Origin of the sequence: Cupriavidus sp. H39 (genome assembly GCF_050271075.1) — a bacterium.
Taxonomy (GTDB): domain Bacteria; phylum Pseudomonadota; class Gammaproteobacteria; order Burkholderiales; family Burkholderiaceae; genus Cupriavidus; species Cupriavidus necator_B.
Genome location: NZ_CP189846.1, coordinates 2,311,730 through 2,336,245 on the forward strand (window position 1 = coordinate 2,311,730; position 24,516 = coordinate 2,336,245).

25 protein-coding genes are annotated in these 24,516 nt (G+C 69.1%); 11 read left to right on the forward strand and 14 right to left on the reverse strand.

Translation table 11 applies throughout. The features are described 5' to 3' along the window. The first annotated feature begins 9 nt into the window (after positions 1 to 9). A complete protein-coding gene (locus ACOCMH_RS10870; protein WP_427306981.1) occupies positions 10 to 879 on the forward strand; it encodes a DMT family transporter in 870 nt (289 codons plus the stop codon). A 190-nt stretch (positions 880 to 1,069) separates the two neighbouring features. Here ACOCMH_RS10870 and ACOCMH_RS10875 read toward each other — a convergent pair whose 3' ends face one another. After that, a complete protein-coding gene (locus tag ACOCMH_RS10875) occupies positions 1,070 to 1,213 on the reverse strand; it encodes an entericidin A/B family lipoprotein (RefSeq protein ID WP_042881786.1) in 144 nt (47 codons plus the stop codon). Between the two features lie 313 nt (positions 1,214 to 1,526). Between ACOCMH_RS10875 and ACOCMH_RS10880 the strand changes: the two genes are divergently transcribed. The 4 genes from ACOCMH_RS10880 (at position 1,527) to ACOCMH_RS10895 (ending at position 5,186) form a co-directional block, all read left to right on the forward strand. Then, entirely contained in the window at positions 1,527 to 1,799 is a 273-nt protein-coding gene (locus tag ACOCMH_RS10880) for a DUF2188 domain-containing protein (RefSeq protein WP_427306982.1), read from the forward strand. Between the two features lie 219 nt (positions 1,800 to 2,018). Beyond that, complete coding sequence (locus ACOCMH_RS10885; protein ID WP_427306983.1) at positions 2,019 to 2,216, forward strand: hypothetical protein; 198 nt, start codon at positions 2,019 to 2,021, stop codon at positions 2,214 to 2,216. A 155-nt stretch (positions 2,217 to 2,371) separates the two neighbouring features. After that, a complete protein-coding gene (locus ACOCMH_RS10890) occupies positions 2,372 to 2,710 on the forward strand; it encodes a hypothetical protein (RefSeq protein WP_427306984.1) in 339 nt (112 codons plus the stop codon). Between the two features lie 172 nt (positions 2,711 to 2,882). Beyond that, entirely contained in the window at positions 2,883 to 5,186 is a 2,304-nt protein-coding gene (locus tag ACOCMH_RS10895) for a VTT domain-containing protein (RefSeq protein WP_427306985.1), read from the forward strand. Here the strand turns inward: ACOCMH_RS10895 and ACOCMH_RS10900 are convergent. The 3 genes from ACOCMH_RS10900 to ACOCMH_RS10910 form a co-directional block, all read right to left on the reverse strand. Beyond that, a complete protein-coding gene (locus ACOCMH_RS10900) occupies positions 5,168 to 5,650 on the reverse strand; it encodes a DUF1579 domain-containing protein (protein ID WP_427306986.1) in 483 nt (160 codons plus the stop codon). The genes ACOCMH_RS10895 and ACOCMH_RS10900 overlap by 19 nt on opposite strands. Positions 5,651 to 5,804: 154 nt before the next feature. Beyond that, complete coding sequence (locus tag ACOCMH_RS10905) at positions 5,805 to 6,161, reverse strand: DUF2880 domain-containing protein (protein ID WP_427306987.1); 357 nt, start codon at positions 6,159 to 6,161, stop codon at positions 5,805 to 5,807. Between the two features lie 113 nt (positions 6,162 to 6,274). Further along, entirely contained in the window at positions 6,275 to 7,012 is a 738-nt protein-coding gene (locus ACOCMH_RS10910; RefSeq protein WP_427306988.1) for a GntR family transcriptional regulator, read from the reverse strand. Between the two features lie 157 nt (positions 7,013 to 7,169). Here ACOCMH_RS10910 and ACOCMH_RS10915 point away from each other — a divergent pair, with 157 nt between their 5' ends. The 6 genes from ACOCMH_RS10915 (at position 7,170) to ACOCMH_RS10940 (ending at position 14,682) form a co-directional block, all read left to right on the forward strand. Then, a complete protein-coding gene (locus tag ACOCMH_RS10915; RefSeq protein WP_427306989.1) occupies positions 7,170 to 9,359 on the forward strand; it encodes an acetate--CoA ligase family protein in 2,190 nt (729 codons plus the stop codon). Further along, positions 9,356 to 10,669 (forward strand): DUF1254 domain-containing protein, encoded by a 1,314-nt coding sequence (locus ACOCMH_RS10920; RefSeq protein ID WP_427306990.1) that lies wholly within the window; start codon positions 9,356 to 9,358, stop codon positions 10,667 to 10,669. Before ACOCMH_RS10915 ends, ACOCMH_RS10920 begins: the two co-directional genes overlap by 4 nt. Positions 10,670 to 10,681: 12 nt before the next feature. After that, positions 10,682 to 11,998 carry a DUF1254 domain-containing protein gene (locus tag ACOCMH_RS10925; RefSeq protein ID WP_427306991.1) on the forward strand — a complete coding sequence of 439 codons (1,317 nt, stop codon included), beginning with the start codon at positions 10,682 to 10,684 and terminating at the stop codon, positions 11,996 to 11,998. Further along, complete coding sequence (locus ACOCMH_RS10930) at positions 11,995 to 12,975, forward strand: Bug family tripartite tricarboxylate transporter substrate binding protein (protein ID WP_427306992.1); 981 nt, start codon at positions 11,995 to 11,997, stop codon at positions 12,973 to 12,975. Before ACOCMH_RS10925 ends, ACOCMH_RS10930 begins: the two co-directional genes overlap by 4 nt. A gap of 67 nt (positions 12,976 to 13,042) precedes the next feature. Continuing rightward, positions 13,043 to 14,065: a Bug family tripartite tricarboxylate transporter substrate binding protein gene (locus ACOCMH_RS10935; protein WP_427306993.1), complete on the forward strand. Its 1,023-nt coding sequence runs from the start codon at positions 13,043 to 13,045 to the stop codon at positions 14,063 to 14,065. Between the two features lie 125 nt (positions 14,066 to 14,190). Beyond that, complete coding sequence (locus ACOCMH_RS10940; RefSeq protein WP_427306994.1) at positions 14,191 to 14,682, forward strand: flavodoxin family protein; 492 nt, start codon at positions 14,191 to 14,193, stop codon at positions 14,680 to 14,682. Positions 14,683 to 14,720: 38 nt separating this feature from the next. On the opposite strand, the gene ACOCMH_RS10945 is transcribed toward ACOCMH_RS10940, so the two are convergent. From ACOCMH_RS10945 to ACOCMH_RS10990, 10 genes are all read right to left on the reverse strand, one after another. Further along, positions 14,721 to 15,056, reverse strand: a complete 336-nt coding sequence (locus tag ACOCMH_RS10945) for a cupin domain-containing protein (RefSeq protein WP_427306995.1) — start codon at positions 15,054 to 15,056, stop codon at positions 14,721 to 14,723. Next, complete coding sequence (locus ACOCMH_RS10950; RefSeq protein ID WP_427306996.1) at positions 15,053 to 16,030, reverse strand: quinone oxidoreductase family protein; 978 nt, start codon at positions 16,028 to 16,030, stop codon at positions 15,053 to 15,055. The genes ACOCMH_RS10945 and ACOCMH_RS10950 overlap by 4 nt, the downstream gene beginning before the upstream one ends. 68 nt (positions 16,031 to 16,098) lie before the next feature. After that, entirely contained in the window at positions 16,099 to 16,983 is an 885-nt protein-coding gene (locus tag ACOCMH_RS10955) for a 3-keto-5-aminohexanoate cleavage protein (RefSeq protein WP_427306997.1), read from the reverse strand. A gap of 61 nt (positions 16,984 to 17,044) precedes the next feature. Then, a complete protein-coding gene (locus ACOCMH_RS10960; RefSeq protein WP_427306998.1) occupies positions 17,045 to 17,824 on the reverse strand; it encodes an SDR family NAD(P)-dependent oxidoreductase in 780 nt (259 codons plus the stop codon). 42 nt (positions 17,825 to 17,866) lie between these two features. Beyond that, on the reverse strand, positions 17,867 to 18,808 hold the full coding sequence (locus ACOCMH_RS10965) for a dioxygenase (RefSeq protein WP_427306999.1): 942 nt from the start codon (positions 18,806 to 18,808) through the stop codon (positions 17,867 to 17,869). 74 nt (positions 18,809 to 18,882) lie between these two features. Continuing rightward, complete coding sequence (locus tag ACOCMH_RS10970; protein WP_427307000.1) at positions 18,883 to 19,965, reverse strand: porin; 1,083 nt, start codon at positions 19,963 to 19,965, stop codon at positions 18,883 to 18,885. Positions 19,966 to 20,469: 504 nt separating this feature from the next. After that, positions 20,470 to 20,958 (reverse strand): RidA family protein, encoded by a 489-nt coding sequence (locus ACOCMH_RS10975; protein ID WP_427307001.1) that lies wholly within the window; start codon positions 20,956 to 20,958, stop codon positions 20,470 to 20,472. A gap of 61 nt (positions 20,959 to 21,019) precedes the next feature. Further along, on the reverse strand, positions 21,020 to 22,369 hold the full coding sequence (locus tag ACOCMH_RS10980) for an amidohydrolase family protein (RefSeq protein ID WP_427307002.1): 1,350 nt from the start codon (positions 22,367 to 22,369) through the stop codon (positions 21,020 to 21,022). 38 nt (positions 22,370 to 22,407) lie between these two features. Next, the gene (locus ACOCMH_RS10985) at positions 22,408 to 23,409 is read right to left on the reverse strand and encodes a Bug family tripartite tricarboxylate transporter substrate binding protein (RefSeq protein WP_427307003.1); all 1,002 of its coding nucleotides are present in this window, start codon (positions 23,407 to 23,409) and stop codon (positions 22,408 to 22,410) included. Further along, positions 23,406 to 24,494 carry an amidohydrolase family protein gene (locus ACOCMH_RS10990; protein ID WP_427307004.1) on the reverse strand — a complete coding sequence of 363 codons (1,089 nt, stop codon included), beginning with the start codon at positions 24,492 to 24,494 and terminating at the stop codon, positions 23,406 to 23,408. Before ACOCMH_RS10990 ends, ACOCMH_RS10985 begins: the two co-directional genes overlap by 4 nt. Positions 24,495 to 24,516 lie beyond the last annotated feature (22 nt).

Sequence of the window (24,516 nt, forward strand, 5' to 3'; positions counted from 1 at the left end):
CAGGCCCGCATGCCGCACGCAAACACCGCGTTGCTGACCGCGCTGGCGATGCTGGCGTTCGCCGGCAATTCGCTGCTGTGCCGGCTGGCGCTGAAAGGCACCACCATCGACGCCGGCACCTTCACGCTGGCACGCGTCGCCGCGGCGGCGGCGGTGTTGTGGCTGATCGTGATGGCGCGGCGGCAGGCCGGGCGCAATGGCGCGGGCGCCATGGTGCTGGGCGGCAACTGGGTGTCGGCGCTGGCCCTGTTCTGCTATGCCGCCGCGTTCTCGTTCGCGTATGAGCGCCTGAGCGCCGGCACCGGGGCCTTGCTGCTGTTTGCCGCGGTGCAGGCCACCATGATCGGCTACGGGCTCTACACCGGCGAGCCGCTGCGCCCGCAGCAGTGGGTCGGCCTGGCGCTGGCGCTGACCGGCCTGGTCTGGCTGATGCTGCCGGGCCTGGCGACACCGCCGCTGGCCTCGTCGTTGCTGATGGTTGCGGCAGGCATTGCGTGGGGCGTCTATTCGCTGCGTGGCAAGCGTGCCGGGGATCCGGTCGAGACCACCGCGGGCAACTTCGTGCGCGCCGTGCCCATGGCGCTGGCCCTCGGTGCCGTGATCCAGGCACAGCGCTCGCTGGATGTCCCGGGGCTCGCCTATGCGGTGGCTTCCGGTGCCCTTACCTCGGGACTCGGCTATGTGATCTGGTACACCGCGGTGCCGCGCCTGCGCGCGCCGACCGCGGCCACCGTGCAACTGAGCGTGCCGGTCATCGCCGCGGTGGGCGGCATCGCGTTGCTGGGTGAAGCCCTGAGCTTGCGGCTGGCGCTGAGCGCGGCAGCGGTGCTGGGCGGCATCGCGCTGGTGATCTTCGGCAAGCAGGCCGAGCCCGCCTAGCTGCGCCGCGCGGCGGTCCGCACCGTGGCCGACTGCGCGCGGCAACGGCGGTGTCGGGCACAGCGCGCATTCGGAGTGCCGCGGGCCAGCTGGCGCCGCAACTGCACCGAAGCGGCGCACGCATGAACAAAAACGGCCCGCGCGTGGGGCGCGGGCCGTCCCGACTGGCCACCGTGTGGCCGCCAGCGGCTTACATCTTCTGCTTGGTGTTTTCCGCCGCGCCCTGCACCTTCTCGCCGCCGCGCTCGATGTCCTTGCCTGCGCCTGCCATGGTGTTGCAACCCGTGACCAGCAGCATGCCAGCGAGGGCAAACAGTGCGTATAGCTTTCTCATGATGATCTCCTTGCTTCGTGTGGATGCGGCATGCGCCGCCTGGATGGAAGAGCTCGGAATGGCTTGACCGGGCAGCCTGTTGCCCAACCGGCAATTGGATCGTAGCAATCCGCGGCAGGACGAAAAGTCGGCATTCGTCCTACCGCGATGTCAGCAGAACGCGCGACATGGCGGGACGGCGCGCCGCACGAGGACGGTGCGGCGTGCCGGGTGCGGGCTGGTCCCGAATATGCTTGTAGGACAGCGCCCGATAGCCCGCCGGCGCGGGATCACTTAAAACCTAGAGTCACTGCCAGCCATCACGGAGAACACCATGACGTCACGCAGCATCCACGTGCTTCCCGCCACGACCGGCGACACCGAATACGCCAGCGCGGGGGAATGGGCGCTAACGATCGAGGGCCTGGAGAGCGGCCCCGACGGCGCGGCACTGCACTTCCCGACGCAGGAAGCCGCCATCGCCGCCGGCTGGATGCGTGCCCGCGAAGACGGCGTCTCGCTGTGCATCCATGGTCGTGACGGACTGGTGCGTGAACGCAGGATCTACTGCCGCGAAACCCGCGGCGATACCCGCCTCGGACGCTAGCGCTACCCCGGCTGGCCGGCCCATCGAGGTGCCGGCTGCCTTGCCATCCTTGCCATCCTTGCCTTGCGTGCCCGCTGACACGATGGCCGCAACGACTCATTGCGCCTGATGCATTGCGTCGCATCAAAGTTTCTGCGCATCTTCTGCTGAAAACCACGGGTTCACCGCCAATACTGGAGTTAGGCCGCCGGCCGACGACCAGGACAACCGAGACCCGTGATGCGCTTTCTTCTCCGATACCGTCCGCTGGACATCTATCCCGACCCGCTCGACGCCAGGGTGGCGGAGCTGCATGATCTTGCCGAAGACATCGAGGTTCGACACGCCCGCAAGTGGCGCCAGCATGGCTCCATGCTGACCCGACATGACGGCGCGCCCGCTGCGTTTCCCACCGGCGACCCAAAAACGCGGCACTGATGCGCCGTGGCGAAGGCAATGCCTGCCATGGGACGAATGTGAACAAGTGTCATATCGGGTTGGCAAGACCATGACCCCTGCTAAAGAATGGTTATCCGCAGGCAAGGAACCCGATCGGCGGGTTCGCTGCCGCGCCATTTTTCTGACGCAGCGACATGAATCGAACCACCCGGGAATGCGTGACGGCGTTGATGTCCAGCCTGCGTGCCAATGGGCCCATGCCCCGGCACCGGCTTGCCGCAGCCAGCCGCCTGAGCGCCGCGGAACTGACCCGCGCGCTCAAATCCGCCCGTCAGATGGGCGTCGTGGCCTATGAAGGCGAGCCGGAGTTGCCGCCCGAGGCCGATACGCTCCTCATGCTGACCGGCCGGCCCTTGCCGCCTCCACGGCGCGTCACGCCTGCGCCGCGCGAAAACACCCCGCACTTTGAGCCACTGCTCGATGTCTGGGGCATCGCCCGCCCCGCCGGCCTGCGGCGCGGACACGCGTCCTGACCTGCCTCTCGCTCTCCCGGCACCCCGGCTCGCCCGCGTGCCGATCTTACAAAGGCAGGTAAGCCGCACACGCACAAGCCAGGCCCGGCAACCGCACCGGCCGGCTCTTGCGCAGGGTACGGAACTTGCGCGACGCTTCGGGCTATGGCTTTCGCTTCCCTGAGCGCGCGCAATGAGGCAATACGATTCGCCCGGCACCGCGGCGCCCCCCGCGCCCGCGACGTCGCCACCACCGCATGATCCAACCTCGCCGCCCGGCTTCGAGCTCAAGCCCGGGCGCAACTGCTGGCGCGTCGAACCGTGCCGGCGCTTTGCCATGCTGGTCGACGCCGACGCCTATTTCCGTGCGCTGCGCGAGGCCTTGCCGCTGGCCGAGCACACCATCTTCATCCTCGGCTGGGACATCGACAGCCGCATGGAACTGGTCCCCGCCGGCGCGCAGGACGGGCTGCCGGCCGGGCTGCGCGACTTTCTGTGCGCGCTGGCCGACCGTCGCCCTAACCTGCGCATCTACATCCTGAGCTGGGACTACGCCATGGTGATGGCGATGGAGCGCGAGTGGCTGCCTTCGACCCGCGCGCACTGGCAGGCGCACCGGCACCTGTCGTTCCTGCTGGACGGCAATCACCCACCGGGCGCATCGCATCACCAGAAGGTGGTGGTGCTCGACAATAAGGTGGCCTTTGTCGGGGGGCTGGACCTGACGCTGCGCCGCTGGGACGACAACCAGCACGCGCCCGGCGCGCCGCTGCGCATGGCCGAGGGCCGGCCCTACGCCCCCTTCCATGATGTGCAGTGCGCGCTCGATGGCAACGCGGCGGCGGCACTGGGCGAGCTGTGCGCGCAGCGCTGGCTGCGCGCCAGCGGCAGCCAGCCGCGGCCGGTGGCGGCAACCGCGTCCGATCCGTGGCCGCCCAGTTTGGCGCCCGAGCTGACCGACGTGCGGGTGGGTATCGCCCGCACCATGCCCATGTGCGAGGACGAGCCCGGTGTCAGCGAGATCCGCCTGCTGCTGCGCGACGCCATCGCCTCAGCCCGGCACAGCATCTACATGGAGAACCAGTACTTCAGCTCAGGCGAGATCGCCAAGGCGCTGGCCGCCCGGCTGGGACACAAGGACGGCCCGGATATCGTGCTGGTGTCGCGCCGCAACGAAAGCGGCTGGCTCGAGGCACACAGCATGGGTGTGCTGCGCGCACGCCTTTACCGGCAACTGCGCGCGGCCGACAAGTTCGATCGCTTCCGCCTGTACTGCCCGACGATTCCCAACCTGCTGCCCGACTGCGTCAACGTCCACAGCAAGGTGACGGTGATCGACGACGACTTCCTCACCATCGGCTCCTCCAACCTCAGCAACCGTTCGCTGGGGCTCGACACCGAGTGCAATATCGTGGTGGTCTCCGGCGGCGAGCCGCGCATCCAGGCGGCCATAGCCGCCATGCGCGCGCGGCTGCTGGGCGAACACCTGGAGGTGGCGCCCGCGGCGTTCCAGGCCGAAGTGGCCGCCACGCGCAGCGTGCTCGGCGCCATCCGGCGCCTGCAACGCAGCGACGGGCGCTCGCTGGAGGACTATGTGCCGCCGCTGCCCGACTATGTCGATGCCGCGTTACCAGCCGCCAACCTGCTGGACCCGATCGAGCCGATCGACAGCGACCAGGTGCTGGCCGAGTTCGTCAGCCACGAGGCGCGCCCGCGCGTGCTGGGCCGCGTGGGAGTGATGGTGATGCTGGCACTGCTGGTGGCGGGGCTTTTCTTCGCGTGGCGCTATACGCCGCTGCGCGAGTGGGCGGATTTCCGTGCCCTGCTGGGCGCCATCGAGCGGGTGGACGAGATGCCGCTGGCCCCGCTGGCCATGATGGGGGTCTATCTGGCCGGGGCGGTGACGCTGCTGCCCGTGACGCTGCTGATCCTGGTCACGGTGGTGGTGTTCGGCCCGCTCTACGGCGCCGTGCTGGCCCTGTGCGGCACGGCGCTGAGCACCGGCACGGGCTACCTGGCCGGCCGGCTGCTGGGGCGCAATGCCGTGCGCCGCTTTGGCGGCAGGCGGCTGAACCGCGTCAGCCACCAGCTGCGCAAGCACGGCATCATCGCCATGGTGGTGCTGCGGCTGGTGCCGATCGCACCCTTCTCGCTGGTCAACCTGCTGGTGGGCGCCTCGCGCATCAGCCTGCGCGATTGCCTGATCGGCACGGCGCTGGGGATGTTGCCAGGCATCGTGGTCAGTGCCTTGCTGGTGGACAGGGTCGCCGCGGCGGCGAACGACCCCGGGCTGCTCACCTTCGCACTGCTGGCACTGGTGCTGCTGGTGCCCGCATCGCTGCTGCTGTTGCTGCGGCGCCGGCGCCGGCGCAATGCGGCGCGGCGGCGCCGCGGCCGCCACGACGATCTGCCCGGCCCGAACTCACGCTCGTCGCGCCCCTCGCGCCTGTCGCGGCTGGCCGGGAACGCCAGTGAAGCTCAGGACTGGCGGCGGTAACTGGCCTTCACGATCTGCGTCCACTCGCCGTTTTCTCCCTGCATGTAGGAAGTCAGTTCGCGGTGGTCGTTGTCGCGGAACGTGATCACGTCGCGGTACTGCACCATGCGGCCATTGCCCGAGCAATCCGGCCCTTCGGCACGCAGCGTCAGCTGCTGGCCGCCTTCGTCGAGGTCACCCTCGTAGACCCACAGGTGGGTCATCATCGAGCCGATAAAGGTGCCGACAAAGTGCTTGCGCGCCGGATCGTAGCCCAGCGTCATGACCGTCGTGGCGGGACCGCAGCCGGGCATGTCGCCTTGTGACACACACTGTACCCAGACCTCGCCGATACCGCTGACCCGTTCCGGCATTTGCCAGGTCTGCACCGGCTGGTCCGGCCCCATCGCGGCCTCGCCCTGCGCCATCCAGTTGCCGACCAGGCGTTGCAGCCAGCGATGTTCCTTTTGTGCTTCGATTTGCATTTTTCGGTCTCCAGTAAGGGGTACGGCCTGGATTCGGCGCAAGTACCGCGATGGCCACGAGCATTTGTGGATGCTGTACACATAGACTAGCAAATGAAATGGACAGCGTCCACATTAAATTGCAGCGATGCGCGCGGACGGGACCGGCGGACGATTATTGCGGCAGCCGCAGCTTGGGCACGGTGAAGCGGTTGCCCTGCGCGCGGCGTACGTCGCACTGGACCTTGGCTTCGCGCACGGCGCCGTCCTGCGCCCTGTATTCGACATCGGCCACCACGCTGTAGTTGTCCTTGTCGATCTGGCGCGAGGTGGCGCCTACCCACTTGAAGCTGCCGGGATTGGGCAGGGCTGCCTTGACCGCATGCTTGCACGCGGCCTCGGGCGCGCCCTCCTTGCCGGGCGGCCGGGACGCTTCCTGCCGGGCCGCGGCCAGTGCGGCCGGCGCGCCCGCCGCGGACAACGCCACCGCCAGCGCGGTGGACAGCAAACGTGGAGAAAGCGGCGAAAGCATCCTGGACTCCTGCGACTGGGACGGCGCCGGACGGACCACGCTGGCGCCGACGCCGATGCAGTTCAGGCTGCGGCGCGCGTGCAGAAGTTCCCTTGCCGCCACAGCCAGCGGCCCTAACGCCGCACGCAGGCCTTGTAGGTGAACTTGTCGCCTCGGAACAGGAATTCCGAAAACGCCAGGGGGCGGTCGTCGATGTCGTGAGGCGTGAAGCGGATCCGCAGCAGCGGCTGGCCCGGCTCGACCTTCAGCCGGCGCGCGGCTTCGGCAGTGGCGGGAATCGCCGCGCTTTCCGTGTGCAGGTACTTGAGGCGATAGCCCAGGCGCGCCTCGACGATCATCAGCGCATCGTGGTTTTCCAGGTCGTGCTCGAGGATCGCGCGCATCAGCGGCTCGGGCGCCATGGTCACGCCCACTGCCACCGGCGTGCCGGCCACGGACTTGAGCGTGGTCACGCTCAGCAGCCTGGTGCCGGGCGGCACCCGCAGCGCATCGGCGGCGATGGCCGGCGCGGTAACCAGCCGCGTCGACAGCAGCTTGCCGTGCGCTTCGTGGCCGCGGGCGCGCATGTAGTCATAGAAGCCGGTCAGCGGCCCCAGGTCGGCCTGCCCCGCGGGGCGGCTGACAAAGCTGCCCTTGCCGTGGACTGTTTCTATGAGCCCCTCCGCCAGCAGCGATGCCAGCGACTGGCGCACGGTGATGCGGCTGACGCCGAACTCCGCCATCAGCTCGGCCTCGGACGGCAGCTTGATGCCCGGTGTCCATTGGTTGTTGACGATGCGCTGGCGCAGCGCGCCTTCGATCTGCTTGAAGCGGGGCAGTGAGCTGGTTGTCACGAGATTCGGCGGATTCATGGGATGGCCCATGCGGGCATCTACTTATCATAACAACGTTGACTCATCATAACATGTCATGACAACATGAGCCGGCACAACACGACAAGAGGCGCGGCGCCAGCCCGCAAGGGGCACTACGTGACGGCGCACGCAAACGGAAATACGGAGACCACCGATGCCAGACCTGAGCGCACTGCTGCAACCGCGCACCATCGCCGTGATCGGCGCTTCGACCCAGCCCGACAAGGTGGGCGGCATGCCGGTGCGGCTGCTGAGCGAACTGGGCTACGCCGGACGCATCGTCCCGGTCCATGCCACGGCCAGCGAAGTGCAGGGGCTGGCCGCGGTGCCCACGCTGGACGCGCTCGACACGCCGGCCGACCTCGCCATCGTGGCGCTGCCGGTCCGTGCCAGCCTCGACGCCATGCGCCAGCTGGCGCGCAACGGCACGCGCGCCGCGGTGTTCTTCACCTCGGGCTTTGCCGAGACCGGCGGCGACGGCATCGCGCTGCAGGCGGAACTGGCGGCGCTGGCGCAGGCCCATGGCATCACGCTGGTGGGACCCAACTGCCTCGGCGCGATGAACCTGCGCGAGCGCGTGTTCGCCACCTTCTCGCCGATCCCGCTGAGCGGGCTGCCGCCGCTCGGCGATGTCGGCTTGGTCAGCCAGAGCGGCGCCTTTGGTGCCTATGCCTTCGCGCTGGCGCGCGAGGCCGCGCTGGGCCTGAGCCACTGGGTCACCACCGGCAATGAAGCCGGCCTGCACGTGGCGGACGTGATCGAATGGATGGCCAGTGACGATGCCACGCGCGTGATCCTCGCCTACCTGGAAGGCTGCCGCGACGGCAACCGCCTGCGCCATGCGCTGGCGGCCGCGCGGGCAGCGGGCAAGCCGGTGGTGGTGACCAAGGTGGGGACCACCGCAGCCGGCGCGCGTTCCGCGCAATCGCATACCGCCAGCCTGGCCGGCGAAGACGCGGTTTACCAGGCGGTGTTCGACGAGTACGGCGTGTTCCGCGCCGATACGCTCGATGACTTCTTCCGGCTTGGCTACGTGCTGTCGCGCGGGCGCAGGCCGACGCAGTGGCAGCCTTCGGCGAAGGAACCGACCCATGCGGTCACGCCGGTCGCGCTGGTGACGGTGTCCGGCGGCGTCGGCATCATGATGGCCGACCAGGCCGAGGCGCTGGACCTGCCGCTGCCGCCGATGCCGCAAACGGCGGCGGCGGCGCTGCGCAGCGCGATCCCGTTCGCCAGCACCGCCAATCCCATCGACGTCACCGGCCATGTGGTGGCGCAGCCGGAGGTATTGCTGGACGCCATCGCCGCCGCGGCACAAAGCCCGGATTACGGCAGCGTGGTGGCCTTCCTTGCCGGCGGCGTTGGCGCGCCGCGGATCTGGCCCGGGCTGCAGGAAACCGTCGAGACCCTCTGTCGCAGCGGCAGCGCGGCGCCACTGCTGTTCAGCGGCCTGGTCGATGACGACAAGCGCCGCTGGCTGGAAGCGCGCGGCGCGCTGGTATTCCGCGAACCGGCACAGGCGGTGCAGGCCGTGGCCGTGCTGGCCCGCGCCGCGGCGCAGGCAGCCGCCGCCCGGGCGCCAGCCCCCGCATCGGCCCCTGCCGCGCCCACCCCGCCCGTTCCGGATCTGCCGCCCGGCACCACCGCCCTGTCCGAGTCTGAAGCCATGCAATGGCTCGCCGCGTGCGGCATCCCCACCGCGCCGCACGGGCTGGCGCGCGATGCCGACGAGGCCGCGCGCATCGCCGAGTCCATCGGCTACCCCGTTGCGATCAAGCTGTGCTCGCCCGACATCCTGCACAAGAGCGATGTCGGCGGCGTGGTGCTGAACGTGGTTGACGCGCAGGCGGCCCGCGCAGCCTTCGCGCAGGTGCAGGCCGCCGCGGCCAACCACGGCACCCCCGCGCGCTTTGATGGCGCGCTGGTCGCCGGCATGGTGCGCGGCTGGGGCGAGCTGATGGTAGGCGTGCGGCGCGACCCGGTGTTCGGCCTGGTGGCGCTGGCCGGCATCGGCGGCACCGCGGTGGAGATCTTCCGCCAGACCGCGTTCGGCCTGGCGCCGCTGAGCCACGCCCGCGCGCGCACCATGCTGCGCGCGAGCCGTGCCGAGGCACTGCTGTCCGGCCACCGCGGCCATCCCGCGATCGATGCCGATGCGGTCGCCGAGGTGCTGGTACGCGTCTCGCAAGCCGCAGCCGCGTTGGGCCCACGGCTCGATACGCTCGAGATCAATCCGTTGATCGTCACGGCCGGAGGCGTGGTTGCCGCCGATGCCGTGGTGACCTTGCATGCGGCGGAGCCGGACCGCCACGCAAACGAACCGACCGAGGAGACCACCCGATGAACCAACCCGTTGCGCCCTTCCTTGCCGGCGCCCCCATCGACACCCCGCAGGAAGCCCTGACCGCCGCGGCGGCACTGCCGCTGGTGCTGGCCACCTACCCGCTGTTCGAAAGCCTGCGCACCTGCCGGCTGCAGACCTCGGTGGCGCAGGCCACCGGCTACGGGCGCGCGCCGGTCAACACGCTGTCGGCCAGCACGCAGCCGTGGACGCACCGCGACCGCGACATCGTCACGCCGGCCAATGACCTGCTCTACTTCTGCGCCTGGGTCAACCTCGCCGACGGTCCCGTCACGCTGCATGTGCCCGCGCTGCCCGATACGCGCCGCTACTACGTGGTCGAATTGCTGGACGCCTGGACCAACAACTTCGAGAACCTGGGCCCGCGCAACGTGCCTGCCGCGGGCGCAGACATCGTGCTGGCCGGCCCCGGCCAGCATGCCGACGGCGCGCACGTGGTGCATTGCCCCACCTCGCTGGTCTGGCTGCTGGGCCGCGTGCTGGTGACCGGCCCAGACGACCTGGCGGCCGCCAGCGCCTTCGAGAATGGCTTCCGCCTGTCCGGCGGCACCGCGCGGCAACCCGCCTGCGTGCGCGACTGGCAAGAAAGCGGCGAGCCCGCGCTCGACTTCTTCGCCAACGTCTTCAACGCGCTGCGCGAATATCCGGCCGAGCCTTCCGCGGCCGGCCTGCTGTCGCTGCTGCGCAAGTGCGGCATCCGCGCGGGCGAGCCGGTCGACGTGGGCGCGCTGCGGCCCGCGGTGCAACAGGGCCTGGTGCGCGCGTGGCGCGAAGGCATGGCGCTGATCGAAGCCAACACCCGCAGCCATGCGCGCAGGAGCTGGACCTACAGCCTGCTGCTGGGTCGCTATGGCGACGACTGGATGCAGCGCGCCGTGACCGCGATGAAGGGCCTGGGCGCGCTGCGCGCCGACGAAGCGGTGTACGCCGCCGCCGACTACGATGCCGATGGCGAGCTGCTGCATGGCCGCCACACCTACACGCTACACTTCCCCGCCGGACACCTGCCGCCGGCGCAGGCGTTCTGGTCGGTATCGCTCTACGGCGCCGACCGCTTCTTCACCGACAACGCGATCGGCCGCTATGCGCTGGGCGACCGCAGCCCGGGGCTGCAATACGACAGCGATGGCGGCCTTACGCTGACCATCTCGCACCAGCGCCCCGCCCAGGCACCGGAGAACTGGCTGCCGGCACCGGATGCCCCGTTCTACCTGATCCTGCGCCTGTACCACCCTACCGACGGCTTCATGGCCGGGGAATACGTGATCCCGCCGCTGCGGCGCATCGCCTGAAGGAGCCAGCCCATGGGCATCCACGACACTTCCCTCGACGCGCTAGCGCGCGACGCGGTGCGCTACACGCTGCCGCTGTACGAAATGGCGCGCATGCGTGCCGCCACCTGTCCGCGGCGCGACAGCGCCGGCACCTTTGCCGGGGACGGGCCGGACTCGACGCTGCGCTGGATCAACACCGTCACGCACGTGCGCGCGCTGCTCGGCCCGCAGCACCGGCAGGTCGTCACGCCGAACAACGACACGCTCTACACCAACGCCTGGCTCGACCTGTCGCGCGGCCCGCTGCTGCTGGACGTGCCGGACTGCCACGGCCGCTACTACGTGCTCGGGCTGCTGGACGCCTATACCAATCCGTTCGGCTACATCGGCACCCGCACCACCGGCGCGCAAGGCGGCACCTGGCTGCTGCACGGGCCCGCCTGGCGCGGCGAGGTGCCGGCCGGCGCCACGCCGCTGCCCTGCCCCACCGATGCGGTCTGGATCATCGGCCGCATCCTGGCCGACGGCGAAGCCGACCTGGCGGGCGCGCATGCCTTGCAGGACGGCATCCACCTGCGCAGGCCCGACGGCAACCCTGCCGCGACAGTCATCGACGCCGGCATGCACGCCGGCGAGCGACCGGCCGATCCCGACCGCTACGCCGCCATCGTCAACCGCATGCTGACCGAGAACCCGCCGCCGGCAGCCGAAGTCGGCCTGGTGCGCAGCTTCGCCGAGGTCGGCATCGGCAGCGCGGCGCCGCTGACTCCGGCGCAACGCACGGAGCTGGCGGCGGCACTGGTGCAGGTCGATGCCGAACTGGCCGCGCCCAGGGCTTCCGCGCTGGGCGGCGGCTGGTCCCTGCCGGTGGACATCCGCATTTCGTTCGGCGCGCACTACGCGCTGCGCGCCGAAGTGGCGCGCAACTACATCGGCGCACTCGGCGTCGAGGAAGCCATGTACCTGATGGCCGATTGCGATGCCGACGGCTTGCCGCTGAACGGTACGCATCAGTACGAGCTGGTGTTCCCGGCGCAAGGATTGCCGCAGGTGGGCGCGTTCTGGTCGCTGACCATGTACCGCAAATCGGACTGCATGCTGGCGGAGAACCCGCTGCAACGCTATTCGCTGGGGGACCGCTCGCCGGGCCTGCGCGCCGCGCCGGATGGCAGCCTGCACATCGTGATAGGCGCGCGCGGCCCGGCGGACCCCGCTTGCGCCGGCAACTGGCTGCCCGCCCCGCCCGAACCGTTCTACGTGGCGTTGCGCCTGTACGTCCCCGGCACCGCGCACCTGGAGCGCACCTTCCGCTACCCCGCCATTCGCCGCATCAAGGAACCCTCATGAACCGAACCGTTGTCTTCGCCCGGGCCGTGCTGACGGCCAGCGTCGCCCTGCTGTGCCTGAGCGGCCAGGTGCAGGCGCAGGCGTATCCGGCGCGGCCGGTGAAGCTGGTGTCGCCCTATGGCGCCGGCGGCTCGAACGACATTTCGGCGCGCATCCTCGCCGACGCGCTGGGCAGCAAGCTGGGCCAGCAAGTGGTGGTCGAAAACAAGCCCGGCGCCGGCACGCGGCTGGCCACGGAGCATGTGGCGCACGCCGCGCCGGACGGCTATACGCTGCTGTGGGCGGCCGCGCCCTTCGCCATCAATACCGCCGCGGGCATTGCGCAGCGCTACGACGTGCACAAGGACTTCGTCGCAGTGGGACCGCGCGTGCTGGGGCCCATCTTCCTGATCGTCAATGCCAGCTCGCCGGCGCGCACGGTGGCGGATTTCGTACGCATGGCCAGGGAAAAGCCGGACGGCGTAACGGTGGCTTCGCCCGGCGCGGGCTCGGGTCCGCACCTGACCGCCGAGCTGTTCGGGCAGGTCGGCAAGTTCAAGCTGCTGAGCGTCCACTACCGCGGCGACGCCACCGCCTATACCGAACTGCTGGCAGGCCGCGCCGATGCCACGCTGACCGCCATCACCTCGGCGTTGCCCTTCATCAAGGCCGGCAAGCTGCGCGTGCTGGCGGTGGCCTCCGAACAGCGCACGCCGGTCTATCCCGATGCGCCCACCTTCGCCGAACAGGGCTATCCGGGCATGGTCGGCTACGGCTGGTTCGGACTGGTCGCGCCGGCCGGAACGCCGCCTGCCGTCACCGAGCGGCTGAACCGCGAAGCGTCGGCCGTGCTGGCCGATGCGCAAACCCGCAACAAGCTGCTTGGCCTTGGCCTGGAGCCGCATCCCGAGCGCGGCACCGCGTTCTCGGCCTTCATCGACCAGGAGATCGGCAAGTGGGGCAAGCTGATCCAGGTACGCGGCATCAAGCTGGATTAGCGGACGCGTGCAAGACTTCCCCGCAAGACCACCGGTGACATCCCACCAGAAAGGAGACCACGCCATCATGATGACCGCTGTCCGTTCTTCGCCGCGGCCGCGCCGCGCAATGCTGCAGGCCGCGCTGCGCTGGCTCAGCGTCGCGGCGTTCGCCGTCATGCCGGTTGCCGCGGCCGCGCAGGGCACCTACCCGGCCAAGCCCATCCACCTGATCGTCGCCTATCCGCCGGGCGGCCTCACCGATACGCTGGCACGCGCCGTCGGCGACGGCTTGTCGCGCCAGCTGGGCAAGACGGTGGTGGTCGAAAACAAGGGCGGCGCCGGCGGCATCATCGGCACCGACTACGTCGCCAAGGCGGCGCCCGACGGCTATACCCTGCTGATGACGATTCCGGGCCCGATTACGTCCAACCTGGCGCTGTACAAGAAGCTGCCCTACGATCCCCGCACCGACCTGCGCCCGGTCTCCGACATAGCCACCGCGCGCACCGTGCTGGCCGTCCACAGCAGCGTGCCCGCGAAGACCGTGGCCGAGCTGCTGGCCTATGCCAAGGCCTCGCCCGGCAAGCTGCGCATGGGCTCCTGGGGCGCAGGCACGCAGCCGCATACCATCCAGACCTATTTCGCCAGGCAATACCAGGTCGACATGCTGCACGTGCCCTACCGCGGCGAAGGACCGATGGTGACCGACCTGCTGGCCGGCCAGGTCAACGTGACGGTGGGATCGGTGACGGCGCTCAAGCAGCATTTCGCCACCGGCAAGCTGCGCCCGCTCGCGGTCACCGGCATGCGGCGCGCGCAGGCGCTGCCGGAAGTGCCGACCTTTACCGAAGCCGGCTATGCCGATGAGCCGTTCCGGCTGACCGGCCCGCTCACGCTGATGGCGCCGGCGAAGACCCCGCAGGAGATCATCGACCGCCTCGGCCGCGAGACCGCCAGCCTGGTCGCCAGCGCCGACATGCAGCGGCGCATCGTGGACATGGGCGCGGAGCCCCTCGGCACCACGCCGGCGCAGGCAGAGGCGGCCTACAAGGCCTACCTGCCCGTGGTGCTGAGGCTGACCGCGGATACCGGCGTGACGCTCGACTGAAGCGGCATGGAAGGATGGCATGTTTGCCAGCCGGATTCTACGACACCCGTCGTCGCCCCCCGCGCGGATGGCGTGCTACAGTGCCCCGACGTGCGGCACCCGGCCGCGCCCGCCCACCTGCACGGATGAAAACGCTGCTGATCGTCTATCACACCATGACCGGAGGCACGCGGCAGATGGCCGCGGCCGCGGCCGATGCGGCCCGCGGGCAGCCCGGCGTCGCGGTCGTGCTCAAGACCGCCGCCGAAGCCGGGCCCGACGATGTGCTGGCCGCGGATGGCTACCTGTTCGCCACGCCGGAAAACCTGGCGGCGATGGCGGGCATGATGAAGGACTTCTTCGACCGCTGCTATTACGCCGCGCTGGACCGCATCAACGGCAGACCCTACGCCGCCATGATCTGCGCCGGCAGCGATGGCCAGAACGCATTGCGCCAGCTCGAGCGCATCGCCACCGGCTGGCGCCTGAACCGCGTTGCGCCCGGGCTGATCGTCTGCACGCATGCACAGACGCCGGAGCGGATCCTCGCCCCAAAGCAGATCGACGCGCCCGACCTGGCGCGTTGTGCCGAGCTTGGCGAGGGGCTGGCGGCAGGGCTGGGCCTTGGCGTGTTCTGATACGGCTTCCCGTCATTCGGCCGCGCGGCCACGTCGCCTCAGACATGGGGCATCGCCAGCAACAGCAGCGCCGGGCGGTTGCCGGTGTTCTCCACCTTGCGCGCTTCGCCCGGTGCCAGCCTGATCGAGTCATATTGCCCCAGCACCACCCGCTCGCCGGAGGCGCTGATGGTGACCGCCCCCTCCAGCACGACGTAGTGCTTTTCCACCATGGCCGCATCCTGGGTCGTACTTCCGCCGGGCAAGATCACCGACACGCCAAGCCACAGGTCCGACGAGGCACCGGCTTCGTGGCCCTGCAGCCGCAGGCACCGCATGCCGTCGTGGCCGGGCGGATAGTAGGCCGGGGCGGCGTCGAAACGCGTGACGTTCATGGCTTGAGCACCACGCGTCCCGGCGCACCCTGCAACACCAGGCGATAGGCCTGCTTGGCGCGGTCCAGCGTGAAGACGTGGTCCGGATCCACGGCGAACGGCTTGAGCCGGCCGTCCTCGAACATCGGCGCCAGCGTATCGAGAATCGCGGCGCTGGCTGCGCTGTCCAGTGCCAGCGTATCGATGCCGACATAGGTGTGCTGGCCGCGGTAGAAGGCAAAGATATCGAACGGCACCGGCCGCTCGATGGTCGAAATGAAGATTTGCGTCGCGCCCGTTGCCATGGCCTGGTTGGCCTGGGCGAAATAGGGGCTGCCCACCGTGTTGTAGACGATATCGGCGCCGTGCCCGCCGGTCTCGTCGCGCACCACGGCGGCAATGTCCTGCGCCGACGCATCGATCATGCGCACCGGGGCGCTCGCATGCCCGCGATAGGGCTGCGCGGTGCGCTCCACGGCGAAGACGCGGGCCCCCAACGCAGTCGCGATCTGCGCGGTGGCCTGGCCCACCTTGCCATTGCCGCCGCCGATCAGCACGACGCTGCCCGGCTGGGGCAGGCCCGCCCGGCGCAGCCCCTCAAACGCCGTAATGAACGGCACGCCGACCGCGCCGGCCTCCAGCAGCGATACCGCCTCCGGCTTCTCGCGCACCGACTGCACCGGCACCTTCAGGTACCTGCCATGCGTGCCGTCGCGGCGGATGCCGAGTTCCCCGCCGCTGCCCCAGACGGCCTTGCCGACCAGCTCCGGCGGCCCGTCGATCACGATCCCGGCAAAGTCGCGGCCGGGCACGCGGGGCCAGACGGCGTGCGGCATCAGGCCGAGTGTCGCCTTGACGTCGCTGGGATTGACCCCGGCGCTGGCGACCTCGACCACGCATTCGCCTGGCGCGGCCCTGGGCGGTTCTTGCGCCACGCATTGCAGTTCCAGTGCGTCGATGTCGGCAGCCCTCTGGCTGACAAGAATGGTGTTCATCTATCGGTTCCTTTCTAATAAGGTTCGGTGCCGCGCGGCCTGCGCGGCGCCCGGCTGCCGGGGCCTGCTCAAGGCTCCCTCAGGCCGAGGGTCCGGCGCGCTTCGCTCGCGCTGGCGACCTCTCCGCCCAGCGACTTCACGATGTCCCGCGCCTTGGCGACCAGGGCGGCGTTATCGGGCGTGAGCACGCCTTTCTCCAGGTAGAGGTTGTCCTCCATCCCCACGCGCACATGGCCGCCCGCCAGCCACGCCTGCGCCACCACCGGGAACTCCGTGCGGCCGATGCCGAACGCCGACCAGTGCGCGCCCGCCGGCAGCATGTTGCGCGCGTAGAAGATCGTCTCGGGGGTCGGCGCGAAGCCGTACTTCACGCCCAGCACGAAGGTCCAGAGGCCCGGCCCTTCCAGCACCGACTCGCGCATCAGGTCCAGCGCCAGGTTCAGGTCGCCCGAGTCGAAGATCTCGAGTTCCGGCATGACCCCCGCCTCGCGAATCACCTTTGCCATCTTGCGCACATTGGCGGGCGTACTGATGACCACGTCGGCGCCCGAGTTCATGGTGTTGAGATCGAGCGAACAAAGGTCTGGCCGCAGCGCCGCGATGTGGGCCACGCGCTTCAGGGGATGCAGCAAGGTGGTGCCGGCGGCCGCGACGCGCGGCTCGTCTTCGCTCGGCACGAAGCGGCCGCCGGGGCCCGTGGTCAGGTTGATGATCAGCTGCCGGTTGCGCTTGCGGATGCGGTCGATCACATCGGCGTAGTACTCGGTCAGCATCGAAGGCCGTCCCGTCTCGGGATCGCGCACGTGGATGTGCGCGGCCGCGGCGCCCGCTTCGGCTGCGTCCAGTGCCGCCGTGGCGATTTCTTCGGGCGTCACCGGAAGTCCGGGGTGCTGCTCGCGGGTCACGATATTGCCGGTCACGGCACAGGTGATGAGGGTCTTGCGCGAATGCATGGCGTATGGCTTTGAAGTTTCAGGCAACAGACTGGCGGAGCGCCGCCGATGGCCGCGGCGTTCAGCCCAGGCGTCGGCCGCCGTCGACCACGATGGTGGTGCCGGTGGCGAAATCCAGTGACGTGGCGCAGGCCGCGATCGCGTCGGCGACACCCGCCGCCGAGCCGATCCGCCGCAGCGGCGTCGATCGCGCGGCGCGCTCGTTGAAGGCGGTGTCCCGTCCGGGTACGAAGTCGGTATCGACCACGCCCGGCGACACATTGAGCACGCGGATCTCGGGGGCCAGCGCGCGGCCCAGCGACTTCGCCATGGTGTCCAGTCCGGCCTTGGCTGCGCAATAAGCCACGTTGCTGCCCTGCCCGGTCTCGCCCGCGATCGAGCCGACGTTGACGACCAGGCCGGCGCCACTGGCCTTCAGCCAGGGCGCGAAGGCACGTATCGCGGCGAACTGCCCGCGCCAGTTGATGGCAAAGATGCGGTCGATCAGCTCGTCGCTCAGCGCGTCGAGGTCGGCATGCGCAACCGCCTGCGTGAACCCGGCGCTGTTGACCAGCATGTCGATGCGGCCGTAGCGCGCCTGGATCGCCTCGGCCAGCTGCCGCAGCGAGGCGCTGTCACCGACATCCGCCGCGGCGCCCATATGGCTGTCGCCGGGCAGCGCGGCCGCGGTGGCCGCGGCAGCCTGCAGGCTGCGGCCGGCCACCGCGACCCTGGCACCCAGCCCTGCCAGCTTGCGCGCAGTGGCGGCACCGATGCCGCCGGTGCCGCCGAGAATGGCGGCAACCCGGCCGGCGAGAGGCAAGGACTGGCCTTGCGGGAATGGAATCTCAGACTGTGTCATGGAAGCCCTGCGGGAATGGAAGCTGGAGCCGGATGGCGGCGCTCAGTCGATCGGCGGCGTGGGGAACACCTGGTCACCCGGTTCCAGCACGAAATCGAAGTGGAAGGTGTAGAACGGCGCGCGGATTTCGCCCCATGGGCTCTGGCCGCTGTCGATCCGCTCGAAGCGCCCGACGAGGCTCTGGTGCACGCCGAACGTGACGTCGGAGCGCAGATGGGCATCGTCGTCGGCGAACACCTGCGTGACCAGCGTGCGGTAGCCCGGCGCGGCCACGATGAAATGGAGATGCGCGGGCCGGTACGGATGACGCTGCTGCGCGGCAAGCAGGGTCCCCACCGGTCCCGCGGTGGGCACGGGATAGCCGGCGGGGCGCACCGTGCGGAAGCCGTAGCGGCCGTCGCCGTCTGCATGAAACACCCCGCGCAGGTTGCGGTCCGGCTGGGTCGGATCCTGGTTGTCATAGAGGCCCACCGGAGAAGCCTGCCAGACCTCGACCAGCGCACCACCCAACGCAGTGCCATCGCTGGCACGCACCTGCCCGGACACGAACAGCGGCACTCCCGGCGCCTGGTCCTGGACGATGCAGTCGCCGCTGCGGTAGTGCGGCGCGCCGCCGCGATAGAACGGGCCGAGCAATGCGCCCGGCGTGCTGCCGGCCGCGGTGCCGTTGTTGATCAACGTCACCAGCGTGGACAGGCCCAGTACATCGGCGGCCAGCACGACCTCGTTGTTGACGGCATTGGTCGCCTGCCCCAGCGCCACGAGGTAGCGCAGCGCAAACTCGAATTCCTGGTCGGTGGGGCGGACCTCGCGCAGGAAGTCGTGCAAATGGACTACCAGCGCGTCCAGCACCTGCCTGAGCCTGGGGTCCGTGGTCTGCGCCATGGCTTGCAGCACCACGTCGGTGACGGAGTGCTCGTCGCCGATCAGCGCGGCGGCCGTTCCCGGCGAACGGGCAATGGAAGGGGCTGTCAATGCTTTCATGTGTGGACCTGCTTGCTTGTCAAGGTGAGGGCTGGCGACGCGCGGTTCCCTGCGCGCGCCGCTGCCCTCGGGCTTCAGAAGACGTGCTTGATGCCGACCATGGCGCCGAGCTGCGACGCGCCTCGGGGCGGGGTCGCCGAGCCGTCGATGGCCACGGCCAGCTGGCCGTTGTTGTCGAGGTAGCCGGCGGTGGCGTAGACCGAAGTCCGCTTCGAAAAGGCGTAGCTGCCGCGCACCGCATAGAGCATTGCCCGGTTGCTGCTGTGCCGGTAGCGCAGCGTGTAGACCTGGCCCGCCAGGGTGAAGGCAGGCGTGATGTCGTAGGCCGCGCCCACGTACCACAGGTCGCTGCGCGGCGTGCTGCTGGCATCGTTGTCGCGGCGGATGACGCCGGCGCCAAGCTTGGCCCGGTCGAGGATGGCATAGCCCGTCATCGCCAGCCGCTTGTCGGCCATGCTGCTTGAGGTCAGGCCGGCAAAGGCCCCGGTGCCCCCGCGGATTTCGTCATAGGCCGCGGCCACGCCCCACCAGTTGGTCTGGTACTGCAGCAGCGCGGACCACTGGCGGCAGGCGCGGTGGTCGGCCGGGTTCTCCCCCGCGCAATTGGTGCCGGCGGGGCTGGGCCCGGCATTGACGGTATCGCGGCCGAAGCTGTAGGTCGCGCCAACCGTCAGGCCGCCGAACGTCCCCTTGTACGAGACGGCGTTGTCGGCGCGCCCGAACGTCATGTAGTTGTCCAGGCTGGCGGAGCCGAACACGTTCGGGCCGAGGATGTCCGAGTCCAGGTAGGACCAGAACAGCATCGAGTTCTGGCGCCCGAAGGCCACCTGGCCCCACGGCCCGTTCAGGCCCACCCATGCCTGGCGGCCGAAGAGCCGGCCACCCATGGTGGAAGTGCCGCTGTCGATCAGAAAGCCTGATTCCAGCGCGAACACGCCCTTCCAGCCGTTGCCAAGGTCTTCCGTGCCACGCAACCCCCAGCGTGACGGCACCATGCCAGTGTTGCCCATCAGCCGGACCACGGCGTCGTTACCGGGACCAACGTGATTGACGTACTCGATCCCCGTATCGACGACGCCGTACAGCGTCACGGACTGGGCTGCGGCCATGGCGGGCAGCATTGCCGCTGCGGCCGCCATGCATGTGATCTTGTTCATTACTGCGTCTCCTCCCCTTCTTCTCATTGTCAAAGACCTGTGCCCCGGATCGACGGTCGCCTGCGACCTGTCTTCCCTGCCTGTGCGGCGCCCCTGTTCCGAAGCGTCCGTACCTGGATTTCAGTCGAATCCCGCCCATTGATCAAACGATTAAATTTAATAGATTGAGAAGAAAACCTCATTCAACAGATTGGCCCGGAGATAGGCGAAAACAGCGGAGCGCAGAGGCCCGGAGCACGGCACCGCGCGCCCCGCGTTGTGGCCGTGGCGGGCAATGGATGCGCCGGGGAACGGTGCGGGACGCGCGCGGCGAAAGGCACGAAAGGGGAGAAAGCGGCCGGCACGTGTCGGCTGAGGACGCGTGAAGCCGGCGCCGGGCATGACGCATGCCGAATGGCGATGACGCGGCGGTCGGAAACAACGACCAGCCGCCCCGGCTAGCGGGGCGGCGACGGAGCAACGGTCAGGCCGCTATCGGGGCGGGCCTGCGATGTGCGGCCTGCGTCAGCGCGGCAAGCACCGGGTCTGTTTCGAACACTTGTCGCCGATCACGGCAATCGCCTGGATCTCGACCTGCATCCCGGGCACTGCCAGGTTCGATACGGTGATCTGCGCGCTGGCCGGGAAATTCCGCTCAGGAAACATCTCGCTGCGGATTTTCGAGAACGCCGCGCCGTTGCGTGCGTCGGTGAGATAGACGGTCATGCTGACTACGTCCTTCAGGCTGCCGCCGGCACGCTTGAGGGTCTGGTCGATCAGCGCAAAGACGGTGCGGGCCTGCGCATCGAAGTCGCCCTTGATGTCCTTGCCGTTCAGGTCGGTGATGGTAGTCTCGCCCGCCAGCCAGACGGTGCGCCCGCCTTCGGTGACGACCGCGGGCGAGTAGGAGCGCCCCCTGATGCGCTCGCCCTGCTCCATGTAATCGGCCGCCTGGGCCGTACCTGCCAGCATGCAGGCGGCGAAGAGCGCTGCCGTGGCTCTCGATCGTTTCATTGGTCTCTCTCCTGTTCTTCGGCGCGGCGGCGTGCCGCGCCTGCTTGCAATGTCGTGGCGATCAGGCCGCCTGCCCGAAGCGCGCCCTGAGCTCCCGGATCGACGCCGCTGCCGCGCGGACAATTTCATCGACGTCGACGCCGCAGTGGCGGCCGTTGCGCAGCAACACCTTGCCGTCGACCATGACGGTATCGACATTGGACGGCTGGGCCGAATACACGAGCGTGTGGAGCGGATCGATCATCGGTGCGACATTGGCGTCGGTGGTGCGCACCAGGATGATGTCGGCGCGTTTGCCCGGCGTCAGCGAACCGATGCGGTGATCCAGGCCGAGATCGCGGGCGCCGTCGATCGTGGCCAGTTCGAGCAGGCGGCGCGGCGGCAGCGGAATCTTGCTGCCGAAGCGCTGCTTGTGCGACCACAGCAGCGCCCGCATGCAGCTGAAGTAGTCCGCATTGGCCGATGCGGCGGAACTGTCCACCGACAGGCTCTGCGGCACCTGGTGGTCAAGCAGCTCCTGGAACTGGATCTCGCCGCGCGTTGCCTGGGCGTAGTGCATCTCGATCACGGGTGAGCACGAAAAGCTCGTGCCTGCCGCGGCCAGCATGCCCGCCTCTTCCGGCGAGATGCCTTGCGGGTGGACCAGCTGCAGGTCCGCCCCCAGCAAACCATGCCGCGCCAGTACCGAGACCACGCCCGGGCGCGCATGCATGGTGATGGGCAGGCCAAGCGCGCGGATGGCCGCCATCTCCGCCTTGAGCAGCTCGACCGGCACCGCGCCGCGCGGATTTGCCACCGGCGTGCGCACGGCCGCGCCGAGCGTTAGCAGCGCGGCGTCCGGCGTGCCTTCGCGCTGCACCCGCGCCAGGTCATCGAGGTTCATGGGCTGGTCGAGCGCGAGGTCCTGGCCCCAGCCGTAGGAAAAGCGCCCGCGCACGCCCATGCCGTGCATGGCGCGCAATTCGGCATCCGCATGGGCCGGGCTGCGCGTATTGTGCGACCAGTTGTTCACCGTGGTGATGCCGGATGCGATCCCTTCGGCCAGGCCAAGGCGAACCGAATGGTACGAATCCTCCGGCGAGAAGTACGGACCCATGCGCAAGGTCACCGGGAAGTATCCCTGGTGCGGGTCGTCGCCCCGCACCAGCGCACGCAGTGAACTGTTCCACAGGTGCCAGTGGGTATCGACCAGCCCCGGCATGACGATCATGCCGCCGCCGTCGATTTCGGTGGCGCCAGGCCTGTGCAGGCCCGTGCCGATCTCCACGATCTCGCCATCGGCGACCAGCACGTCGCTATCCGGCAGTTCGCCCAGCGCGGGGTCCATGGTGACCACATGACCACCACGGATGATGAACGCCGCGCCAGGCTGGTTGGGCCCTGCGGTGTACCTGTTGTTGTTATGCGGCATCGAGGACTCCGGCTCCCTGTCTGGTCTCGGGGTGGCAGTTATTCGGCCTTGGCGCCGGTCAGGCGGATCAGCTTCTCTTTCTGGCGGCGGTCGGCCTGGATAGACCGGGCGAAGGCTTCGGGCGTGGAAAACACCGGATCGAAGCCACGCGCGGTCACGTAGCGCTCGCGGAAGGTCGCGTCCGCGGTCACGGCCGCGACGTCCTGCGCGATCGTGCGCACTACCGATGCGGGCGTGCGCCCGGTGGCGAACAGCCCGAACCAGGACTCATGCGGATCGATGTCGCCAAAGCCGGCTTCGGCGAGCGTCGGCACCTCGGGCAGCTCCGGCAGGCGCTCGCGGCGGGCAATCGCCAGCGCCTTCAGCTTGCCGGCGCGCAGGTAGCCTTGTGCCGCCGGCACGCCCGCGAGCGTCAGTTGCACCTCGCCGGACAGCACCGCGGTCACCGCCGGCGTGATGCCCTTGTAGGGGATCTGCGTCATCTTCACGCCGCGACGGGCCTTGACCCCCTCGAAGAACAAGTGCGGCAGGCTGCCCGAGCCATAACTGGCATAGCTGAGCAAATCCGGCCTGGCGCGCGCAAGCGCCACCAGCTCGTTCAGGTTCGACGCGGCCACGGACGGATTGGCAACGACCATCTGCGGCAGGCTGACCAGTTGCGAGATCGGGATCAGCTCGCGCGTCGGATCGTAGGGCAGCTTGTCGAAGAGAAACGGGTTGCTGGTAATGGTGGCTTCACTGGTCAGCAGCAAGGTATGGCCATCGGGCGGCGCCTTGGTCACGGCCACCGCGCCGATGATGGTCGACGCTCCCGGCTTGTTCTCGACGATCACCGGCTTGCCCCATTTCTGCTGCAACCGCTCGGCCAGCACGCGCGCCATCGCGTCGATGCCGCCGCCCGGCGCGTAAGGCACCACGATCCGTACGTTCTGCGTCGGATACGACTGCGCCCCCGCGCATACCGGCAGCACGCACAGCACTGCCCAACACCATCTGATCCACTTTGCTTTCATGGTGGCCTCGCCCTTGATTGGTTTCATTGGCCGCGCGCCGCGGCCAGCTGCTGGCGCAGTTCCGGCATCACCCGGAACGCGTTGTCGCGCAGCACGGCCTGCAGTTCCTGCGCCGTCAGTCCGGAGGTCTGCAGCCCGGCAACGATCTTCGCCGGCTCCACCCAGGGGTAGTCCGATCCGAACACGATCTGCGTCGGTGGCACGACCAGCTTGAGAATGCCCATGTGGATCGCATCGGCCGCGGCAGCCGTGTCATAGAAAAAGCGCCGGAACTGGTACAGCCGCGAGTCGGGAGGCGCTTCGCGCGCCAGCGAGGCGGTGGTCTCGCCGACCAGGTAGCGTTGTGCCCAGATGCTGCCGCCGCCATGCGACCAGATGTACCTGACATCGGGCGTCGCCTTGGCCGTACCGCCATGCACCAGGCTGACCATGGCGCGCGCGAGGTCCGAACCCAGTTCGACAAAGGTCGGCAGGATGCCCGGCTGGAACTCCCACGAGCAACACCCCGGCGCGGTGGCATGGATGTAGACCACCGCCTTGCGCCGGTTCAGTTCGGCCCAGACTGGCGCAAAGGCCTTGTCGCCCAGCCATTGGTCGTCATAGCTGGACAACAGCCCGACGCCGTCGGCACCGAGCGTGTCGAACGCGTACTCGATCTCCTTCAGTGCGGCATCGACGTCGGGCAGCGGCAGCACCGCGAACTGGCCGTAGCGTCCCTTGTGGTCGGCTTTCATCCGGGCCGCGAACTCGTTCATCTCGCGCGCGGCAGCGCGCGTCTCGCGCGGATCGCCGAACCAGACCCCGGGCTGCGTCACCGACAGATAGGCTTTTTCGACCATGCCGCGGTCCATCGCCTCCAGGTCCCTGGCGATCGACCAGCTCTTGAACTGGTCAAAGCCCAGCACCGGCTTGATGGCATGCTTGGATTCGACCAGCCTGACCCACGCCGGCGAGAAATAGTGGTGATGGAAGTCGATACGGCCAGCGCCCGCGGCCGGCGCCTGTGCCAGGCTCAGGCCCGGGGGCAACAGCGCCGCGGCGCCAAGCGTGCCGAGCGCACCGATAAAGTGGCGCCGCGAACGGCAGGCGTCATGGTGGCAATGGGTGTGCAAGATCTCGGTCTCCGGTTCTGGC

Excerpts from the sequence above, each read along its gene's own strand:
- ACOCMH_RS10950 (WP_427306996.1), bottom strand. The coding sequence starts at position 16,030 with ATGAACACCATTCTTGTCAGCCAGAGGGCTGCCGACATCGACGCACTG.
- ACOCMH_RS10940 (WP_427306994.1), top strand. The coding sequence starts at position 14,191 with ATGAAAACGCTGCTGATCGTCTATCACACCATGACCGGAGGCACGCGG.
- ACOCMH_RS10975 (WP_427307001.1), bottom strand. The coding sequence starts at position 20,958 with ATGAAACGATCGAGAGCCACGGCAGCGCTCTTCGCCGCCTGCATGCTG.
- ACOCMH_RS10880 (WP_427306982.1), top strand. The coding sequence starts at position 1,527 with ATGACGTCACGCAGCATCCACGTGCTTCCCGCCACGACCGGCGACACC.
- ACOCMH_RS10930 (WP_427306992.1), top strand. The coding sequence starts at position 11,995 with ATGAACCGAACCGTTGTCTTCGCCCGGGCCGTGCTGACGGCCAGCGTC.
- ACOCMH_RS10905 (WP_427306987.1), bottom strand. The coding sequence starts at position 6,161 with ATGCTTTCGCCGCTTTCTCCACGTTTGCTGTCCACCGCGCTGGCGGTG.
- ACOCMH_RS10870 (WP_427306981.1), top strand. The coding sequence starts at position 10 with ATGCCGCACGCAAACACCGCGTTGCTGACCGCGCTGGCGATGCTGGCG.
- ACOCMH_RS10890 (WP_427306984.1), top strand. The coding sequence starts at position 2,372 with ATGAATCGAACCACCCGGGAATGCGTGACGGCGTTGATGTCCAGCCTG.
- ACOCMH_RS10910 (WP_427306988.1), bottom strand. The coding sequence starts at position 7,012 with ATGAATCCGCCGAATCTCGTGACAACCAGCTCACTGCCCCGCTTCAAG.
- ACOCMH_RS10960 (WP_427306998.1), bottom strand. The coding sequence starts at position 17,824 with ATGACACAGTCTGAGATTCCATTCCCGCAAGGCCAGTCCTTGCCTCTC.
- ACOCMH_RS10925 (WP_427306991.1), top strand. The coding sequence starts at position 10,682 with ATGGGCATCCACGACACTTCCCTCGACGCGCTAGCGCGCGACGCGGTG.
- ACOCMH_RS10920 (WP_427306990.1), top strand. The coding sequence starts at position 9,356 with ATGAACCAACCCGTTGCGCCCTTCCTTGCCGGCGCCCCCATCGACACC.
- ACOCMH_RS10895 (WP_427306985.1), top strand. The coding sequence starts at position 2,883 with ATGAGGCAATACGATTCGCCCGGCACCGCGGCGCCCCCCGCGCCCGCG.
- ACOCMH_RS10955 (WP_427306997.1), bottom strand. The coding sequence starts at position 16,983 with ATGCATTCGCGCAAGACCCTCATCACCTGTGCCGTGACCGGCAATATC.
- ACOCMH_RS10885 (WP_427306983.1), top strand. The coding sequence starts at position 2,019 with ATGCGCTTTCTTCTCCGATACCGTCCGCTGGACATCTATCCCGACCCG.
- ACOCMH_RS10915 (WP_427306989.1), top strand. The coding sequence starts at position 7,170 with ATGCCAGACCTGAGCGCACTGCTGCAACCGCGCACCATCGCCGTGATC.
- ACOCMH_RS10900 (WP_427306986.1), bottom strand. The coding sequence starts at position 5,650 with ATGCAAATCGAAGCACAAAAGGAACATCGCTGGCTGCAACGCCTGGTC.
- ACOCMH_RS10875 (WP_042881786.1), bottom strand. The coding sequence starts at position 1,213 with ATGAGAAAGCTATACGCACTGTTTGCCCTCGCTGGCATGCTGCTGGTC.
- ACOCMH_RS10970 (WP_427307000.1), bottom strand. The coding sequence starts at position 19,965 with ATGAACAAGATCACATGCATGGCGGCCGCAGCGGCAATGCTGCCCGCC.
- ACOCMH_RS10985 (WP_427307003.1), bottom strand. The coding sequence starts at position 23,409 with ATGAAACCAATCAAGGGCGAGGCCACCATGAAAGCAAAGTGGATCAGA.
- ACOCMH_RS10980 (WP_427307002.1), bottom strand. The coding sequence starts at position 22,369 with ATGCCGCATAACAACAACAGGTACACCGCAGGGCCCAACCAGCCTGGC.
- ACOCMH_RS10965 (WP_427306999.1), bottom strand. The coding sequence starts at position 18,808 with ATGAAAGCATTGACAGCCCCTTCCATTGCCCGTTCGCCGGGAACGGCC.
- ACOCMH_RS10935 (WP_427306993.1), top strand. The coding sequence starts at position 13,043 with ATGATGACCGCTGTCCGTTCTTCGCCGCGGCCGCGCCGCGCAATGCTG.
- ACOCMH_RS10945 (WP_427306995.1), bottom strand. The coding sequence starts at position 15,056 with ATGAACGTCACGCGTTTCGACGCCGCCCCGGCCTACTATCCGCCCGGC.